17 protein-coding genes are annotated in these 17368 nt (G+C 68.1%); 15 read left to right on the plus strand and 2 right to left on the minus strand.

Annotation, left to right across the window (positions count from 1 at the left end; genetic code table 11):
- Positions 1-76: 76 nt before the first annotated feature.
- From ACZ5MJ_RS19880 to ACZ5MJ_RS19895, 4 genes are all read left to right on the plus strand, one after another.
- Entirely contained in the window at positions 77-361 is a 285-nt protein-coding gene (locus ACZ5MJ_RS19880) for a hypothetical protein (RefSeq protein WP_464225332.1), read from the plus strand.
- A gap of 134 nt (positions 362-495) precedes the next feature.
- Positions 496-1188 carry an alpha/beta hydrolase gene (locus ACZ5MJ_RS19885; RefSeq protein WP_464225333.1) on the plus strand — a complete coding sequence of 231 codons (693 nt, stop codon included), beginning with the start codon at positions 496-498 and terminating at the stop codon, positions 1186-1188.
- Between the two features lie 60 nt (positions 1189-1248).
- Positions 1249-1617 (plus strand): hypothetical protein, encoded by a 369-nt coding sequence (locus ACZ5MJ_RS19890; protein WP_464225334.1) that lies wholly within the window; start codon positions 1249-1251, stop codon positions 1615-1617.
- Positions 1618-1728: 111 nt separating this feature from the next.
- Entirely contained in the window at positions 1729-1959 is a 231-nt protein-coding gene (locus ACZ5MJ_RS19895) for a hypothetical protein (RefSeq protein WP_464225335.1), read from the plus strand.
- Positions 1960-2109: 150 nt separating this feature from the next.
- Here the strand turns inward: ACZ5MJ_RS19895 and ACZ5MJ_RS19900 are convergent, their stop codons facing one another.
- The gene (locus tag ACZ5MJ_RS19900) at positions 2110-3237 is read right to left on the minus strand and encodes an AGE family epimerase/isomerase (RefSeq protein WP_464225336.1); all 1128 of its coding nucleotides are present in this window, start codon (positions 3235-3237) and stop codon (positions 2110-2112) included.
- Positions 3238-3385: 148 nt separating this feature from the next.
- Between ACZ5MJ_RS19900 and ACZ5MJ_RS19905 the strand changes: the two genes are divergently transcribed.
- The 3 genes from ACZ5MJ_RS19905 (at position 3386) to ACZ5MJ_RS19915 (ending at position 4453) form a co-directional block, all read left to right on the plus strand.
- Complete coding sequence (locus tag ACZ5MJ_RS19905) at positions 3386-3634, plus strand: hypothetical protein (protein ID WP_464225337.1); 249 nt, start codon at positions 3386-3388, stop codon at positions 3632-3634.
- 243 nt (positions 3635-3877) lie between these two features.
- Entirely contained in the window at positions 3878-4156 is a 279-nt protein-coding gene (locus ACZ5MJ_RS19910) for a hypothetical protein (RefSeq protein WP_464225339.1), read from the plus strand.
- A gap of 24 nt (positions 4157-4180) precedes the next feature.
- Entirely contained in the window at positions 4181-4453 is a 273-nt protein-coding gene (locus ACZ5MJ_RS19915) for a hypothetical protein (RefSeq protein WP_464225340.1), read from the plus strand.
- 15 nt (positions 4454-4468) lie between these two features.
- Here ACZ5MJ_RS19915 and ACZ5MJ_RS19920 read toward each other — a convergent pair whose 3' ends face one another.
- The gene (locus ACZ5MJ_RS19920; RefSeq protein ID WP_464225341.1) at positions 4469-6103 is read right to left on the minus strand and encodes an acyl-CoA synthetase; all 1635 of its coding nucleotides are present in this window, start codon (positions 6101-6103) and stop codon (positions 4469-4471) included.
- Between the two features lie 268 nt (positions 6104-6371).
- On the opposite strand from ACZ5MJ_RS19920, the gene ACZ5MJ_RS19925 reads away from it, so the two are divergent.
- The 8 genes from ACZ5MJ_RS19925 (at position 6372) to ACZ5MJ_RS19960 (ending at position 17364) form a co-directional block, all read left to right on the plus strand.
- A complete protein-coding gene (locus tag ACZ5MJ_RS19925; protein WP_464225342.1) occupies positions 6372-7076 on the plus strand; it encodes a Crp/Fnr family transcriptional regulator in 705 nt (234 codons plus the stop codon).
- 121 nt (positions 7077-7197) lie between these two features.
- Complete coding sequence (locus tag ACZ5MJ_RS19930; protein WP_464225343.1) at positions 7198-7842, plus strand: AraC family transcriptional regulator; 645 nt, start codon at positions 7198-7200, stop codon at positions 7840-7842.
- Positions 7843-8081: 239 nt separating this feature from the next.
- Entirely contained in the window at positions 8082-10373 is a 2292-nt protein-coding gene (locus ACZ5MJ_RS19935) for a TonB-dependent receptor (RefSeq protein WP_464225345.1), read from the plus strand.
- Positions 10374-10517: 144 nt separating this feature from the next.
- Positions 10518-11540: a 2,3-diaminopropionate biosynthesis protein SbnA gene (sbnA, locus tag ACZ5MJ_RS19940; protein WP_464225346.1), complete on the plus strand. Its 1023-nt coding sequence runs from the start codon at positions 10518-10520 to the stop codon at positions 11538-11540.
- Complete coding sequence (sbnB, locus tag ACZ5MJ_RS19945; protein ID WP_464225347.1) at positions 11537-12565, plus strand: 2,3-diaminopropionate biosynthesis protein SbnB; 1029 nt, start codon at positions 11537-11539, stop codon at positions 12563-12565. The genes sbnA and sbnB overlap by 4 nt, the downstream gene beginning before the upstream one ends.
- A gap of 296 nt (positions 12566-12861) precedes the next feature.
- Positions 12862-14349, plus strand: coding sequence for an IucA/IucC family protein (locus ACZ5MJ_RS19950; protein WP_464226555.1), 1488 nt, complete (start codon positions 12862-12864; stop codon positions 14347-14349).
- The gene (locus ACZ5MJ_RS19955; protein WP_464225348.1) at positions 14346-15548 is read left to right on the plus strand and encodes an MFS transporter; all 1203 of its coding nucleotides are present in this window, start codon (positions 14346-14348) and stop codon (positions 15546-15548) included. The genes ACZ5MJ_RS19950 and ACZ5MJ_RS19955 overlap by 4 nt, the downstream gene beginning before the upstream one ends.
- A 4-nt stretch (positions 15549-15552) precedes the next feature.
- Positions 15553-17364, plus strand: coding sequence for an IucA/IucC family protein (locus ACZ5MJ_RS19960; protein ID WP_464225349.1), 1812 nt, complete (start codon positions 15553-15555; stop codon positions 17362-17364).
- Positions 17365-17368: the final 4 nt, after the last annotated feature.

The following is a 17368-nucleotide window of genomic DNA, read 5'->3' on the forward strand; positions in this document are numbered from 1 at the left end:
GCTGATTTCTTGTCTATATTGGTCCTCATGGCAAAAGCATCGCAATTTCGCTGTTGACAGCACTGGAGGTACTGCCATGCGTTGGCTTGCAAACTTGTTCAGTCCGCCGACCCCGGAAAAAATCGCCGAAAGGGAACTGCAAGACATGAGGCTGACGCTGTTCCAGGCCGAACGGCGCTTGCTCGAGGCGCAGATGCAGGTTGCCTACTACCGCGACATGGTGGCGTTCCTGGAGGATGTCTCGACCCGGGGCGTGGAAGTCGTGGTCGACAAGCGCCGCGCCACCACGCCGCCGATGCAGGAACCGCCGGCACGCACGCCCGGCCTTACCACGGTCCCGATCGTTCCGTCCGCGGCCTGACGCGGACCGGCCCGTGCCCCGGCCCGCGCCGGGGCACGCAGCGGGCATGCGGCAAGGCTGGCCCTGACCTGTGCGATACTCGCGCTGCCTGACGCCCATAGGGCGCAGGCGCACTGTCCACAGGAACCGGCCCCATGAGCGAACTGCTGCCCGCGATCGAAATTGAAACTGCGCCCAACCCGGGCTGCACCGTTATCTGGATGCATGGGCTGGGCGCCGACGGCGGCGATTTCGCCCCGGTCGTGCCTGAACTGCGGCTGCCGCCCTCGCCCGGCGTGCGCTTTATCTTCCCGCACGCGCCTGCCATCCCCGTGACCTGCAACGGCGGCTATGTCATGCCGGCCTGGTATGACATTTACTCCCTGGATGAAGCAGGCCGCCGCGCCGATGAAGCCGGCATCCGCGCGTCTTGCGAAGCCATCCGCGCACTGATCGCGCGCGAGAACGCACGCGGCATCCCGACCGATCGCATCGTGCTGGCCGGGTTCTCGCAAGGCGGCGCCATCGCCTACACCGCCGGACTGACCCACGCCGAGCCGCTGGCCGGCATCGTCGCGCTGTCCACCTATATCCCCGCGCCGGCGACGCTGGCTGCCGAAGCCAACGCCGCCAACGCCACCACGCCCGTGTTTGCCGCCCATGGCACGCAGGACGACGTGGTGCCGCTGCAATTGGGTGTGGCCGCACGCGATTTCGTGCGGGCGCGGCAAAATCCGCTCACGTGGCACACCTACCCGATGGGGCATTCGGTCTGCCTGGAAGAGATCGCCGACATCGGGGCATGGCTGGCAGCGCGTCTGGCGCAGGCCGGCAGCGCGCAGTCCTGAACCGCCCCCTGACAAGTTGATCGCCGGCCGCTGCGCCGCGCATCGCACCAAGCCGTAAGCATGACCCTCGCCCCATCGCACAGGATCGATTTCAATACCCGCAAGGCGCTGCTGTTCGCGCTGGCCGCCGAACGGCTGTCAGCCTTCTACGAGCATCGGCAATGGATGACCGACGCCCAGGGCGCCACGCTGGCGGGCGAGTGGCTGTCGCGCTCCAGGCTTCAGTTGCCGCTGTCCGAGCGGCGCCTGCTGTCCGAGCTGAGCGACCAGTTTGCGCGCCAGCTGGCCGAGACCCTGTCACGCGAGGCCGGCCTGTACGCCGCGCATGAAATGATGGAAGCGCTTGATCCCAACTACCAGTCGGCGTTTGCGTACGACATGCTGGAGGAATGCGAGCGGCTATTGCGCGAGAACGGCGTGACTGAATAAGGGCGTCCGCAGGGGGTGACGCACGGCGGGTGCGTTTGCAATGGTTGACAATCGCGTGACGCACGGGCGCGTAAACTTCGCGCACTGATAACGCCCCCCTTCCCGCCTACCATGGAACGCAAGCACTGCCTGGCCTGGATTGCGCTGAGCATGATCGCAGCAGCCCTGCTGACACTGCTGTGCCTGATCCTGAATGACCACGCCCAAACGCAGGCCGCCAAACGGGTCGAGCAAATGACCCTGCGCGTGAAACCCGCGGGTGCTGGCGTGATCCGCGCGAATGCCACGTCCCAGCCCCAGCCATCGGAGCGGCCGTCCACGGCCGTCGGCGCCCGGCCCTGAGCCGGTCCGGGCGCGCTCCGGCCCGCTACTTCAGAACGACGACCAGGTTGTTGAGAAGGAAAGCAATACGGGCCGGAGCGCGGGCTTGAGTGTAGACGCGCGCTTCGGCCGCAACTGCAAAGAATTGACAACGGCTGCGGCGGCGATGTTTCAGCCGGCCTGCAGCGGCCACGCCATGCCTGCCAGGGCAGCCAGCGCCTGGTAGGACGTTGCCAGGTGATAGGGCGAGGTCGACGGCATCTCCGCACGGACCACATCGCCAGACGGCGCCAGGCACTCATGCCAGCCCTGCGCATGGAGGAAACGGCTGTGGAACTGGCCGGCCCAGTCGGCAAGCGTAGCCAGCGACTGCGCCTCGCCATGCACGGCCAGTGCGCGGGCAAACTCGGTCTGTGCCCAGATCCGCTCCGTGCCGTCCAGCAGTGCGCCGCTCGCATCCAGCGCAGCGCTGACACCCAGCGTGCCGGCAGCCACGCCGTGCTGCTGCGCGAACGCAAAGGCGCGGCGCAAGGCATCGGCCAGCGGCAGGTCGCCGAACAGATCGGGCTTGCCGGCCACCAGCGAGAACCACTCGAACTGGTGGCCAGGCTCGATGCGATTATCGGCGCTGCCTTGCGGCAGCTCGGCAACGCAGCCGGTGCGCGGATCGACAAAGCGTTCGTGCACGGCCATCGCGATCTCGCGCAGGCGTTCCGCGTACCACTCATCGCCGGTCGCATCCAGCGCCGCCAGGTAAGCCTCGGTCAGGTGCATGATGGGGTTCTGCAGCACGCCGGCGCCCTTGGGCCGGAAATGCTCGGTCAGCGCGGCGTGGTACAGGCCCTGTCCGTCGGCAAAGCGGTCCTCGACGATATCGACCGTTTCATCGAGCACGTCCAGCGCATCCGGGTTGCCGCAGCGCGCGTAGTACGTGGCGCAGGCAAAGATCACGAAGGCGTGGGTGTAGAGGTCACGCGTGGCATCGAGCGGCGAGCCGGCCGGGTCGACGCTGTAGATCCACGCGCCCTCGCCGTTGCCGAAGTAGGCCTGCAGCGAGCCGAACAGCGTATCGGCATGCGCCTGCCTGCCAGCCAGCGAGAACACATAGAGCTGGCGCGCACAGGCCATGGCGCGATAGCGGGCCGGCGGCAGCGGCGCGGCGCTGGCGCCATCCAGCGCCTCATACGGGAGCAGCAGGTCGGTATTCCAGCCGCTGGCGGTCCACAGCGGCAGCACGGTGGCATCGTAATGTGCCGTCAGGGCGGCGATCCGTTGGTTGAGCTCGGGCGAGATGGGCATGTTCGGGCGACGAAATCCGGGCACGGCAAAAGCCGCAAAGGCCGTATCTTGCCATGCCGCGGCCCCAAGACAGTCATGGCATTTGCGGCGTCCAGTTGCTAGCATCAAGGCTCCCCACCCGCGAAAGGGCGACTCCCGGGAGATACCCATGTCGACTTTGCCCCTCACGCTGACTGACGATCACCGCACTCTGGTGCTCCACATCCTCGAAGATGCACCTGGCCAGTTCACCTGGCGCATCGTCATGGAAGAACGCTGTGGCGCCGCTGACGAGGATTGCACGGTAGCGGCACCTGCCAGCTACCGCTCCTATGCAGAGGCCGAAGCCGCCTGCTGGGCCACCGGCAACGGCATGCTGAACGGCCCGCGCGCCGCAGGCGAACTCCGCGCCACCTGATCCGTCCGCGGCCTCGCGCAACCCTTGCGCGAGGCGCCACGCGTGTCCTAGTCTGGAAGCGTGGCAGTGGCAACGCGGGGTATGCATTGCCCGCGATTTTCCGTTCCGGCCACGTCCCGGGCAAGCGATGCTGCCCGGTGCGCTTCCTGCCACCTGCCTGTCATATTCCTGGCCTTAACTGACCTGGTCGCCTTGCCATCCAAAAAAAACCGGGCACGGCGGGCAAGGCCGCAGGAGCATGCAATGGATAAGCCGGTTGTCACGCCCCAGCGCTTCGTTGAACTGATGAACGAGCGCCTCACCAAGCATCCCCTCTTCCGCGAGGGCATGCGCGTCTATGCCATTCCGCAACACACCGACCATCCGCGCAGCCTGGTCTGCGTGGGGCCGCGCGGCACCGAGTGCGTATGCGCCACCATTGAAAACATCGTACGGGGCGAATGTGAGGTATTCCCCGACATCGAACAGGACTGGCATCGTCCGCGCAAAGCCAGTTCCCACACCGAGATGCGGGCGCGCTGAGTTGTCCCGGCGCGCTTCACGCTTATGCCAAGCGGATGGCATGACCAGAACGTGACGTACCGCGGCCACCGCATCCACGTCGCGTCGCTGCGCTATGGCGGGCAGCATGACGGCTGGTGGACGCTGCGCGCGGAAGTCTGGCATCACGGCACCAGGCTGGCGCTGCCCTGCCCGGCCGCGCAGATGCACTTCGGCTGCGCGGCCGACGCCACGCGCACCGGCATTGCCTGGGGGCGCGAGGCCATCGACGCGCGCATCGCGGGCCTGCACGATGCCGAGGACGCGGCGCTGCAATAGCGCCGCCTCAGCCCGTCAAACGTCGATCGCCGTATCGGACTTCACCTTGCGGCGCAGCTCGAACTTCTGGATCTTGCCAGTGGAGGTCTTGGGCAAGGGTCCGAAGTAGACCGCCTTGGGCACCTTGAAGCCCGCCAGCAGCGTGCGGCAATGCGCGATCAGTTCTTCCGCGGTAACGCTGGCGCCGTCCTTCAGCTCGACAAAGGCGCACGGCGTCTCGCCCCATTTGGCATCGGGCTGGGCCACCACGGCCGCGGCCAGCACCGCGGGATGCCGGTAGAGCGCGTCTTCCACCTCCACGCTGGAAATGTTCTCGCCGCCGGAAATGATGATGTCCTTGCTGCGGTCCTTGATCTTGATATAGCCGTCGGGCATGCATACGCCCAGGTCGCCGGTATGGAACCAGCCGCCGGCGAAGGCCTCGCGCGTGGCCTTCTCGTTCTTGAGGTAGCCCTTCATGCAGATATTGCCGCGGAACATGATCTCGCCGATGGTCTCGCCATCGGCCGGCACAGGCTGCATGGAATCGGGATCGAGCACCGCCACCTGCGACTGCAGGTGATAGCGCACGCCCTGGCGCGCCTTCTTGACCGCGCGGTCCTGCTCGGACAGCGTGCTCCAGTCGTCCTGCTCGGCGCAGACCGCGGCCGGACCGTAGACCTCGGTCAGGCCGTAGACATGGGTCAGCTCGAACCCCATCGCCTCCATCTGCGCCAGCACCGCTGCCGGCGGCGGTGCGCCGGCCACCATGCCGCGCACCGGGCCGCGCACGCCCTCGCGCCACGCGGCGGGGGCATTGACCAGTGCGGTATGCACGATCGGCGCGGCGCAGTAGTGGGTCACGCCCTCTGCGCGCATCAGGTCGAACACCAGCTTGGGCTCGAACTTGCGCAGGCACACATTGACGCCCGCGCGCGCCGCGACGGTCCACGGGAAGCACCAGCCGTTGCAGTGGAACATCGGCAGCGTCCACAGATAGACCGGATGCTTGGGCAGGTCCCATTCGAGGATGTTCGACACGGCATTGATGGCCGCGCCGCGGTGGTGATAGACCACGCCCTTGGGGTCGCCGGTGGTGCCGGAGGTGTAGTTCAGCGCAACCGCTTCCCACTCGTCGGCCGGCATCTGCCATGCGTATTCCGGGTCGCCGCCGGCCAGGAATGCTTCATAGTCGGTGTCGCCGAACGGCGCCTCCTGCGGGCCCAGCACGTCATGCACGGCGATGACCTTCAGGCCGGGGATCTCCAGTGCCATCTGGCGCGCCAGGTCGGCAAACTCGGTATCGGCCAGCAGCACGCGCGCCTCGCCATGGCGCAGCATGAAGACCAGGTTGGCGGCATCGAGGCGAATATTCAGCGCATTGAGCACGGCACCCGCCATCGGCACACCGAAATGCGCCTCCACCATGGCCGGCGTATTGGGCAGCAGCGCGGCCACGGTATCGCCCCTGCCGATGCCGGCACGCGCGAGCGCACTGGCCAGGCGCCGTGCGCGCGCATAGGTGTCGCGCCAGTTCTGGCGCAGCGGGCCGTGCACGATGGCCAGGCGCTCGCCGTAGACCTCGGCGGCGCGGACCAGGAAGTCAATGGGGGTAAGCGGCACGAAGTTGGCCGCGTTGCGGGCCAGGCCGCTGTCGAAATCGGTGGGCATTGCTTGTGTCTCCGCGTATCTGGCGCCGTTGGCGGCGGGGCCGCGCAACAGGCCGCGTGATGCTGTCGTTACGCTGCAAGGATGCAGCGATGGCCGGGGCGAGGTGACCATGGTCCGCGCCATCCGGCGCTGTCACTTTTTCTGTTGCAAGGCTATCATCGCACACGCTGGCGCACTGTCATCCAGACGACAAACCTGCCGCAAACCCGCGCCAGACAAGGCTTACACGATTCTTACAGGGACCCGGCCCGACCCGCGCGTCCATGCCATGAGCGACCTCGCAGACCCCGTTTCCGTCCCTGCCGCAGTCCTTGCCGGCCATGCCTGGTTCAGCGCGCTCGCGCCCGACCACCAGGCCCTTGCCGCGCGCGAAACCCTGCTGCAGTCCTTTGCCGCCGGCGCCTTCATCGCCCGGCGCGGCGAGCCCTCGCGCCACTGGATCGGCGTGGACAGCGGCCTGATCAAGCTGGCGGTGTATACCCCCGACGGGCGCGGCTGCACCTTCTCGGGCGTGCCCGCCGGCGGCTGGTGCGGCGAAGGCAGCGTGATCAAGCGCGAAGACCGCCGCTATGACGTGATCGCAATCCGTGATTCACAGGTGCTGCTGGTGCCCGAGCCGGTCTTCAACACCCTGCTGGCGCAGAGCCTGCCGTTCGCCAGCTTTGTGGTGCGCCAGCTCAACGAGCGCATGGGCCAGTTCATCGCCACCGTGCAGAACGACCGCCTGTTGGGCGCCGATGCGCGCGTGGCGCAGGCCATCGCGCAGCTGTTCCACCCGGACCTGTACCCGCGCACCAGCCCGGTGCTGGAACTGTCGCAGGAAGAAATCGGCCTGCTCACCGGGCTGTCGCGCCAGCGGGTCAACCAGGCGCTGCGCCGGCTGGCCGATGCCGGCATGGTGCACCTGTCCTACCAGAGCATCCGCGTGACCGACCTGGAGCGGCTGCGCCACTTTGGGATGTCCGAGCTGTAACGCCGCCATCACCGGAGCGCTGTTCACGTCAAACTGAACATGGCCGCGGCCTTGCGCGGCCCGCCGAATCCTGCGACAGTTACCCGCCGCACCGCCGCCTAGCTTCCGGGTTGTCCTCCGCATGCCGCTTGTCAGCCGTCACCACGTCCGCATTGCCCGCCTGCGCTTCCCCTTTGCCGTGCATGTACAAGCCCTGCACGGCACGGCGAGCCTGCGCGACGCCAATGCGCGGCGCGAGGTACGGCCCGGCGACCCGTTCGTGGTGCACGCCTTCGCCCACTTCGACTGCGACCTGCCAGGTACCTGGCAGCAACCCTGCGCCATCGTCCTGACGGCCGTCCCGGACAGCGAATGCCCCCGGCTGGCCGGCAAACCCGCCGACCGGCCCTGGTCGCGCCAGCTTGCCGGCCTGGTCTTTTCCCGCCCCGACACCGACTGGAACGCCGAACACCTGGCCGCGCAATGGCAGGTGCCGGCCCGCGTCGTGCGCGCCCGGCTCTTTGCCGAGGGCGAGGCACTGCATCCGCTGCTGCGCGAGCAGCGTGCCGCCCATGCGCTGCACGCGCTGGCCAGCGCCGCCGGCCCGGCGCCCGCGCTGGACCTGCTGGCCGCGCATGCCGGCCTGCGCTCGGCCAGTGCGCTGGTCAGCGGCTGGCAGAACTGGTTCGGCATCGATGCCGCGCGGCTGATGGAGGATTGCGGGGCTGGCAGCCGCACCCCCTCGCCCCCGGCCGCCTGGCCGGGTCTCGTGCAGGCGGCTGCCTGACACCGGTCAACCGTCCGTAGTTCCGCTCCAAGGCATCAATCCGGACAGCTACGTCCGGACGACAACTCAAGCCGGCGCCGCCATTGCGGTGCCGGCTTTTTTCTTTCCCGCTTCGGCTGACTGCAGACGCGCTGAGACTGCTGATCAACTTTTGTTGTAAATGCAAATCATTCCTATTACAATCAACCAGCTTTGTTACCGCACATTACGCACACCATTCCGCTGACCTGACCATAGCCATGCATACCGCAACACGCTCACAGACCCCGGCGGTGGCCGGCCGCCGCCGGGTACGTCCGCTCGCACTTCTTGTGGCCGCCATCGGCGCGGGCTCGCCTCCGCTGGCCGACGCCCAGGAGGTACCCACAGGGTCCGCTGTCGCTTCCACCAGCACCTCAAGTGCGGGCGCGAAGCCGCACAGCACGCCGACCCAGGCCGACGGCGGCGAGCTGAACGCGGTGGAGGTCAGGGTCGACCGGATCAAGAGCGACCTCGTCAGCCCGACCCGGCAGGTCACGGTGCTGGAGCGTGAGGAGATCGAGGAACTGAAGGTTGGCTCCAACAATCTCGCAACCATGCTGAGCAAGCTGATCCCGGGCATGGCGGACTCCAGCCGCACGGTCACGGACTTCGGCCAGACGCTGCGCGGCCGCGGCACGCTGATCCTGGTCGATGGCATTCCGCTCAACACCAACCGGGATTCGGCGCGCAACCTCGCCACCATCGATCCCAGCAACATCGAGAAGATCGAAATCATGCGCGGCAGCAGCGCGATCTATGGCGCCGGCGCCAACGGCGGCATCATCTCGATCACGACGCGGCCCGCGGGCGGCGCACCCAGCGCGGATACCACCGTGACGCTCGGCACGCCGCTGACGCGGCTGAGCAAGGAAGGGCTCAGCGCCAATATCCAGCAGCATTTCTCCGGCAGCCAGGGGCCGGTCGACTACGCGTTCCACCTGGGCGCGCAGCATATCGGCAGCCCCTATGACGCGCACGGCAACCGGATCGCGCCGGAGCCCAGCCAGGGGGACCTGTTCGATTCCAACGTCTACAACGTCAGCGGCAAGCTGGGCTTGCGCATCGACAGCCAGCAGCGCATTGAACTGAGCGTGAGCCAGTACCAGGCCAGGCAGAACACCGACTACGCCTCCGACCCGTCGGTTGCCAGGCTGCCGCCGGGCACCGCCGCCGCGCGGGCGATCAAGGGGCTGCAGCTGGAAAACCAGAACGAGTTGCGCAATACCGTGGTCAACCTGGGCTACCAGAACCTGGACCTGTTGGGCAGCACGGTGTCCACACAGATCTACTACCGCGACTACTTCACCCGCTTCCCGCCGTTCGATGCGCGCGCGGTGCCCACGCGCGGCGGCAACGTCGACCAGGTCAGCCAGAACAGCGACGTGTTCGGCTCACGCCTGACCATCAGCACCCCGCTGGGTGCCGACAAGAAGACCAGGCTGCTCTGGGGCGCGGACTACAACCAGGAGCGCAGCGACATGCCGCTCGACGTGTTCGATCCGCGCGCCTATGACCAGAGCGGCGGGCTGGTCTTCAACAAGACCGGTTCGCTGACCTACATGCCGCCGCTGACCACCCGCAGCGGCGGCGCTTTCGGGCAGCTGCAGCACAAGTTCAATGAGCAGTGGTCGATGGAGGGCGGCGTGCGCTATGAGCGCGCCAGTGCCACGTTCGACGACTTCGTGCCGCTGTCGCAATCGCGCGTCAGCAACCCGGTGGCGGTCCAGGGCGGCACGGTCAACTACGGCGCCTGGCTCTTCAATATCGGCGGTGCGTACGCGCCGGTGAAAAACCAGGAGTTCTATGCCTCGTTCGGCCAGGGCTTCCAGTTGCCCGATATCGGCCTGCAGATCCGCAATGCACGCCCGGGCTTCGATATCAATTCATCGAATCTTGAGCCGGTCAAGACCAACAACTATGAGATCGGCTGGCGCGGCGCGTTCGGCAATACGATGGGGAGCCTGGCGCTGTTCTACAGCACTTCGCAGCTGGGCGACGTGCAGAGCTTCAACAACGGCCTGATCCTGACCCGCACCAAGGAGCACATCGCGGGCGTGGAAGCTTCCGCCGACTACCTGAGCGACAGCGAGACCTGGGGCGCGGGCGGCACGTTTACCTGGATCAACGGCCGCGAGCAGCCGCAAGGCAGCAGCGGCTTCCAGAACATGACGGGCTACCGCATTCCGCCGCTGAAGCTGACCGCCTACGTCCAGTACCGGCCCATCAGCACGTGGAGCAATCGCCTGCAGCTGACGTACTACGGCGGCCGCGACTACCGGCTCAATGACCAGAACGGCTTCGGGCGACGCGAGGTCAGCAGCTACACCACCGTCGACCTGATCAGCCGCTACCAGGTCAGCAAGAAGGACACGATCACGGTGGGGATCGAGAACCTGTTCAACCGCTACTACTTCCCGTTGTACAGCCAGCTGATGCGCAACAGCAATAACACCAGCCGCCTGCCGGCTGCAGGCATCACGCTGACCGCGATGTACCAGCACCGCTGGTAAAGCAGCCGCCGGACGGCGACGGCCTTGTCGGGACCCTCGCCGCCCGGCATTTTTTTTAAACTCAGATGTAAATAATTCTCATTTACTAAACGATACAAACTGGCCCGGGCACGATGCAGGCCAACATCGATTGAGGGGTAAGCCATGGTTTGCAGCAGCATCATCGAGAGTATCGGCGGGACGCCCGTGGTCCATCTGCGCCGCCTGTTCGGGGACAGCGGGGCCGAGGTCTTTGCCAAGCTGGAGCTGTTCAATCCCGCCGGCAGCGTCAAGGACCGTCCTGCCCGGTACATCATCGAACAGGGCCTCGCCGAAGGCACCATCGGCGCCAACGCCCACATCGTCGAAAGCTCGTCGGGCAACCTGGCGATCGCGCTGGCCATGGTATGCCGCCTGAAAGGACTGCGCTTCACCGCCGTGGTCGACCCGAAGATCTCGCAGACCAACCTGACGATCCTGCGTTGCTATGGCGCCGGGATCGAGCTGGTCACCGAAAAGGACAGCCAGGGCGGCTACCTGGAAACGCGCATCGCGCGTGTGCGGCAGATGCTGCGCGACCTGCCGGATGCGGTCTGGATCAATCAGTACGGCAATCCGCGCAACTGGGAAAGCCATTACCACGGCGAAGGCGAGGAAATCCTGCGCCAGCTGGACCGGCCGGCCGACATGCTGGTGCTCGGCGTCAGCACCTCGGGTACGGTGCATGGCATCGCACGCCGGCTGCGCGAGGCGTGGCCGGCGCTGAAGGTGGTGGGCGTGGACGCCGCCGGCTCGGTGCTGTTCGGGCATCCGCCGGCCAGCCGCGAGCTGCCCGGCATCGGCGCGAGCCGTGTGCCGGAGTTGCTATGCCGAGAAGAAATCGACCAGGTCATCCATGTGGACGACCACGCCGCGGCCCTGGGCTGCAGGCGCCTGCTGGCGCAGGAAGGCATCTTCGCCGGCGGGTCCTCCGGCGCGGTGGTTGCCGCGATCGGCCGCCTGTTGCAGGACCTGCCGCGCAGTGCACGCCCGCCTCGCATCCTCACGCTGTTTCCTGACCGCGGCGAACGCTATCTCGACACCGTCTACGACGACGCGTGGCTTGAGCGCGTCGCCGCCATCCATCGCGCGCGGACGGCTGCCGCCGCCGCGCGATCGTCCATCCCCGCACACGGAGTCACCGCATGAACGCTTCCATCCAGCCCCCCGCAGCCGAGTTGCGCTACCTCAGCCGTGCCGACTTGCTCATGCTTGGCGCCGACCACTCCGACGCCTTCGTGCAGGCCATCGCCGAAGGCCTGGCGCTGCATGCGCGCGGCGCATGCGTGCAGCCGCTCAAGCCCTATCTGCGCTGGCCCGGCGCCGACCATATCGCCGATCGCATCATCGCCATGCCCTGCTACGTCGGCGGCGACAACCCGGTCGCCGGCATCAAGTGGATCGGCAGCCGGCAGCACAACCCGCAGCGCCACGGCCTGGAGCGCGCCAGCGCCGTGATCGTGCTCAACGACGCCCAGACCAACTATCCGGTCGCCATCATGGAAGGCGGCCTGATCAGCGGCATGCGCACCGCAGCCATCACCGCGGTCGCCACGCGCCACCTGGCGCGCGCGGGCTTTACCGACGTGGCCTGCATCGGCTGCGGCCCTATTGCCCGCATGCAGCTGCAGACGCTGCTGGAGCAATTCCCCGGCATCCGCTGCATCCACCTGTTCGACCTGTCGCGCGAGGCCATGCAGGCGATGCGCAGCCAGCTGGGCGCGCGTTTCCCGGCGGCAGGCTGGGAGCTGTCGGCCAGCGCCGAGGCCGCGGTGCGCGCAGCCGACGTGACCGTGACCTGCACGGTTGCGGATGCGCCGTACCTCGAGCACGCCTGGCTCAAGCCAGGCGCCTTCGTCGCCAACGTCTCCATCATGGACGTGCACAAGGACGTCTATGAAAAGGTCGACAAGGTCGTGGTGGACGACTGGGACCAGTCGAACCGTGAAAAGAAAATCATCAACCAGCTGGTGCTGGAAGGCCGCTTCAGCCGCGAGCAGCTGCATGCGGAGCTTGGCGAGATCGTGACCGGCGCGAAGCCGGGGCGCGAGCGCGACGACGAGATCATCCTGCTCAACCCGATGGGGATGGCACTGGACGATATGGTGTGCGCGCGACACTTCTATCAGCTCGCGCTGCAGCGCGGCATCGGCGCCCGCCTGCCCCTGCTATGACGGTGCTGCCTAACGACCCGGTGCGCGAGCGGATGCTGGCGCAGGACCTGCTCGACGCGTTGTGGCAGGAGGACCTGTACGGCATACGCAAGCACTGCCGCCTGGTCGCCGCCGACGACGCATCCCTGGCCGCGCTCGCCGTCGACCTGGGCGCCGCCGGAACGCTGCTCTGGCTTGGCCGCCGCCTTGACGGCCCCAGGCCGCTGCAGCTTGGCGCCGGCGATGACGGGCCGCCGGTCGTCCTGCAACGCGACGGCAGCGCCATGGCAGTCGGCGCCGCCGCGGCGCTGGAAGCCTTGCAGTCCGCGGACTGGTGGCCAGGCCGCAGCCGGCGCCTGCAGACGCTGTTCGCGCTGGCAGAAGCGCAAGCCACGCATACGCTTGCGCATGAGCCGGCCATCCTGGGCCGGCTCGCGGCGGCGCCGCGCTCGCTGCTGTCGTGGGAGGCGGTTTGCTGCCTGCGCGACCGCCCCTTCCATCCGCTCGCCCGCGCCAAGGCCTGGGGCGACGCGGCCGGGCCGCACGCCGGCTTCGACGCGGAATCCGGGCAGCCTGTATGGCTGCACTGGATTGCCGTGCCGTTGCACCGGCTCCGGACGGGTTCGGCGATGGAAGCGTCAACGCAACCGCTGGCCCGTTCGCTGCTGCAGCCCGACGAGCTCGAGCGCCTGGCGGCACGTGCGGAAGCCGCCGGCGCGCAGCGCGGCTACCTGTGGATGCCGGTGCATCCGTGGCAATGGCAGCAGCAGGCCCACGTCGCCACCGACAGCGGGCCAGCGCCGTGCATCGACCTCGGCGGCGGCATCGGTGCGGCCTACCCCACCGCGTCGCTGCGCTCGCTGGTCATGCGCGAACGTCCCGGCCTGCATCTCAAGCTCTCGCTGGAAATGCAGGCGCTGGGCGCCAGCCGCACCCTGCCCGTACGCTATCTGCACAACGGCGCGCTCGCACAGCAATGCCTGGCGCGGCTGCGGGACCGCGATCCGTGGCTTGGCCAGCACCTGCTGCTTTGCGACGAGCGCGACTGGTGGGCACTGCGCCAGCACGACTCGCTGATCGCCGAGCCGGGCGACCTCGCCTGCGTGCTCAGGCGCTACCCCGCCGACCTGGCCCCGCACACGTGGCTGCTGCCCATGGCAGCGTGCGCGGCGCTGACTGCCGGCAACGACCTGCCCGCGCTGCGCCGGTCGTCCTGCACGGATGCCAGCCAGGCCTGGGCAACGTTCCGGCGCATCGCGGCCCTGTTGCTGGAAACCGGCCTGCGCTGCTTTGCCGGCGGCGTCATGCCCGAGCTGCACGGACAGAATGTCGTGCTGGTGGTGGACGATGACGGCCCGCGGGCGCTGCTGCTGCGCGATCACGATACGCTGCGCATCTGCCCGTCGCTGCTCGCGCAGGCCGGCGTGGACGTGCCCGCGTATGCAGTGGACACGTCAACGCCGAATACGCTGGTGCTCGACGCCCCGGCGCAGCTGCTTGCTTACTTCCAGACCCTGGCGATCGAAGTGAACCTGTACGCCATCGCCGCAGCGATTGCCGTGGCCTTCGACAGCGACGAGCGCCTGGGCTGGCGCATCCTGGGCGAGGAGATCGCCGCGCTGCTGCCAGCCGGCACCGGCAACCGGACCGCGGAGATCGCGCGGGCCGCGTTGCTGGATGCGCCGGAATGGCCGTTCAAGCAATTGCTGGCGCCGCTGCTGGCGCGCGAGACCGCCGGCACCGGCATGCCCAGCGCGCTCGGCAGCCTGCGCAACCCGCTGCACGACAGCGGAGTCCCGTCATGACGCCGGCGGCGCAAACCGGCCCGTCGCGCGGCATCGCCCTGCTGCTGGCCGGCCAGGCGGTAGTGACGACGGGCCTGACGACGCTGGTGCCGATCATGCCGCTCTACCTGCGCGACCTCGCCGGCCCCGATGCCGCGCACTGGAGCAGCCTGGCGCTGGCCGCGCCCGGGGTTGGCGCGCTGCTGGTGGCGCCGTTCGCCGGCAGCTGGTGCGAACGCTGGGGCTATCGCCGGCCCTTGCTGCTGTCGCTGTCAGCCTTCACCGCCAGCCTGCTGCTGATGGGGCTGTCCACGCATGTGTCCGGCTTCATGGCCGGCCGGCTGCTGCAGGGCGCGAGCGCGGTCGGCGTCCTGCTGACCATCTGCATCGGCCGCGTCAGCACGCCTCGCATGCGCGGGCGCGCCTTCGGCATGCAGGAATCGGCCGTCGCCACTGGCGCCTTGCTCGGTCCCGTGCTTGGCGGCGTGCTGCAGGACTGGTGGACGGTGCGGCCGATGCTGCTGGCCGTGGCCGCGGCCAACGCGGTGCTGACGCTGCTGCTCGCGTGGCGGCTGCGCGAACCCGTGCCGCAGGCGCCGGCAAGCGCGGACACCTCGCGGGGATTCGCCGCCATGCTGGCGGACGCGTCGCTGCGCCGGTGGCTGCTGGCCGGCTGCCTGACGCAGGCCGGCGCGTTCGCGCTGGTGAACGTGTTTGCGCTCTACCTGCAGCAGCGCTACCCCCACGATGCCATGCTCGGCAGCAAGACCGGCTTTCTGCACGCGCTGGGCTGGCTCGCCGCGTTGCTCGCCAGCCCGCTGTGGGGCGCGCTCAACGACCGCGGCGCAGCGGTCCGCGCGTTCATGCTGGCCGCCGGCGGCTGCGCGCTCGCGCTGGCGTTGCTGCCGCTCGCGGACGCGCTCTGGCAGATCGGCGCCCTCCGCATCGTGCAGGGCGCGCTGTTCGCGGCGCTGGCGCAATCCATGCTGTCCTATTGCTGCGCCCGACTGCCCGCGAATCTTCACGGCAGCGCCACCGGCATCGCCAGGAGCGCCATGACCGCCGGGCAACTGGTCGGGCCGCTGGCGGTGATGGCATGGCTGCCGCGCACTGATCCGGCCGGCACCTTATGGCTGATTGCCGCCATGTTCGCGCTGGCCGCCGCACTGGTCGTTCCTGATCGCTCATCGTTGTTTGCCACCGTTCCTGAAGCGAGGTAACCGCATGCTATCCAGTCTCCTGCCCGCGACATCCGTGGTACCGCAAGGGCGCCTGCGCCCCCATTGCCCGGACCAGCATATCGCCGCACCCGACGCCATCGAGCGCCGCCTGATCGAGCAGTTCTTCAATACCTACTGCCGCGAAACCGGCATTGTCGATCCGCGCCGTGCCACGCACCTTCCCGCCGCCGTGCCGGCCGCACTGCAAAGTACCCTGGGCCGCTGGCGTGCCGAAGGGCTGGAACCGGCGGTGCTGGCGCTGGCAGACCGCCATGGCGGCCACCGCTGGCTGGCCGCGGCGCTGGCCTACGTCTCCCCCATCGGCTACCACCGGCTCGCGGATGCGGTGCTGTCCGAGGGCAGTGTCTTTGCACCGCTACGCCGCGCCGAGAAGCTGGCCGATGCCATCACCGGGGCGCTCGCGCATACCTACCCGCAAAGCGCCGCCACCGACTGGCCAGCGCGCTTTGCCGCGCTGATGAAGAACGGCGTCCGGAAGGTGCGCCAATATCACCGCGAAGCGCCCGCACGGCAAGCGCCTTCGCGCTTTATCGCTGCCGAGCAGGGGCTGCGCTTTGGCCATATCTTCCACGCCACCTCGAAGGCATCGGAAGGGTTCAGCGCTGAAGCGTTACGACGCTATGCCCCGGAACTGGGTGCCGCCTTCCAGTTGCACTACTTCGCCGTCGCCAGCAACCAGCTGGAGAGCGGCGCCATCGATGGCCAGCCGCTGCCGATCGACCCCGCTGTCATGGAGACCGCGGCAGACTTGCTCAAGGAAGGCGATTACCGCCTGCTGCCCTGCCATCCCTGGCAGGCCGGGCAGTTGCTCTCGCACCCCGGGATCCAGCCACTGCTGGCGAGCCGCACGATGATTTCCCTGGGTCCCCTCGGCGAGCTGGCGTGGCCGACATCGTCGGTGCGCACGGTGTGGCTGCCGCAGCAGCAACGCTTCCTCAAGCTGGCGCTCGACATCCGCATCACCAACTTTGTCCGCAACAATCCGCCCGAGCATGTGCGACGCGCGCTCGATGCCAGCCGCGCCATCGCAATGCTGCCCGAGGCGGCCCGTTCGTCGGCGCACTTTACGGTGCTGGCCGAGACCGGCTACGCCGTGCTCGCGCTGCCCGACGACGCCCTGCGTGCCAGCACCGCGGTGATCTACCGACAGGGCATGACAGGCCCGCATGGCGACGCCGCCCAAGTCCTCGCCACCGTGCTCGAAGAGCCCGCGCAAGGCACCAGCATCCTCGACGGCCTGCTGCACGAGGCGCTGGGCCATCACCCCAGCGCCGCCGATATCTGCCGGTGGTGGGCGCGCTATCTGGACGTCACGCTGCTGCCGCTGGCGCGCCTGTTCGCCGCTCACGGCATCAGCCTGGAAGCGCACCTGCAGAACAGCATGGTCGCATTCGCGGACGGCTGGCCGGTGCACGGTTATGTCCGCGACATGGAAGGCGCCAGCATCAGCCGCACCCGCTTTGCGTGGACGGCGCAGTTCGATGCCGACAGCCCGGCGCTCTACACCGAGGAAGCGGCGCTGCATCGCTTTGCCTACTACGTGCTGGTCAACCACATCGGCCACTTCATCGCTTGCCTGGCCCGCACCGGCGCCTGCGACGAAGCGACGCTCTGGCGCGACACCGCCGCCGCGCTCGATGCCGGCGGACCTTCGCTGCGCCAGCTGCTGGCGTCGCTGCAGGCCCTGGAGACCCTTCCCGCCAAGGCGAACATGCTGAGCTGCTTCGGCCGTCACGGTGAAACGCCCGCATGGGCAGGCGTCCCGAACTTCCTCGTATCCGCACCGCAAGCCTGAGCCC

The organism is Cupriavidus sp. LA-1, from assembly GCF_055385985.1.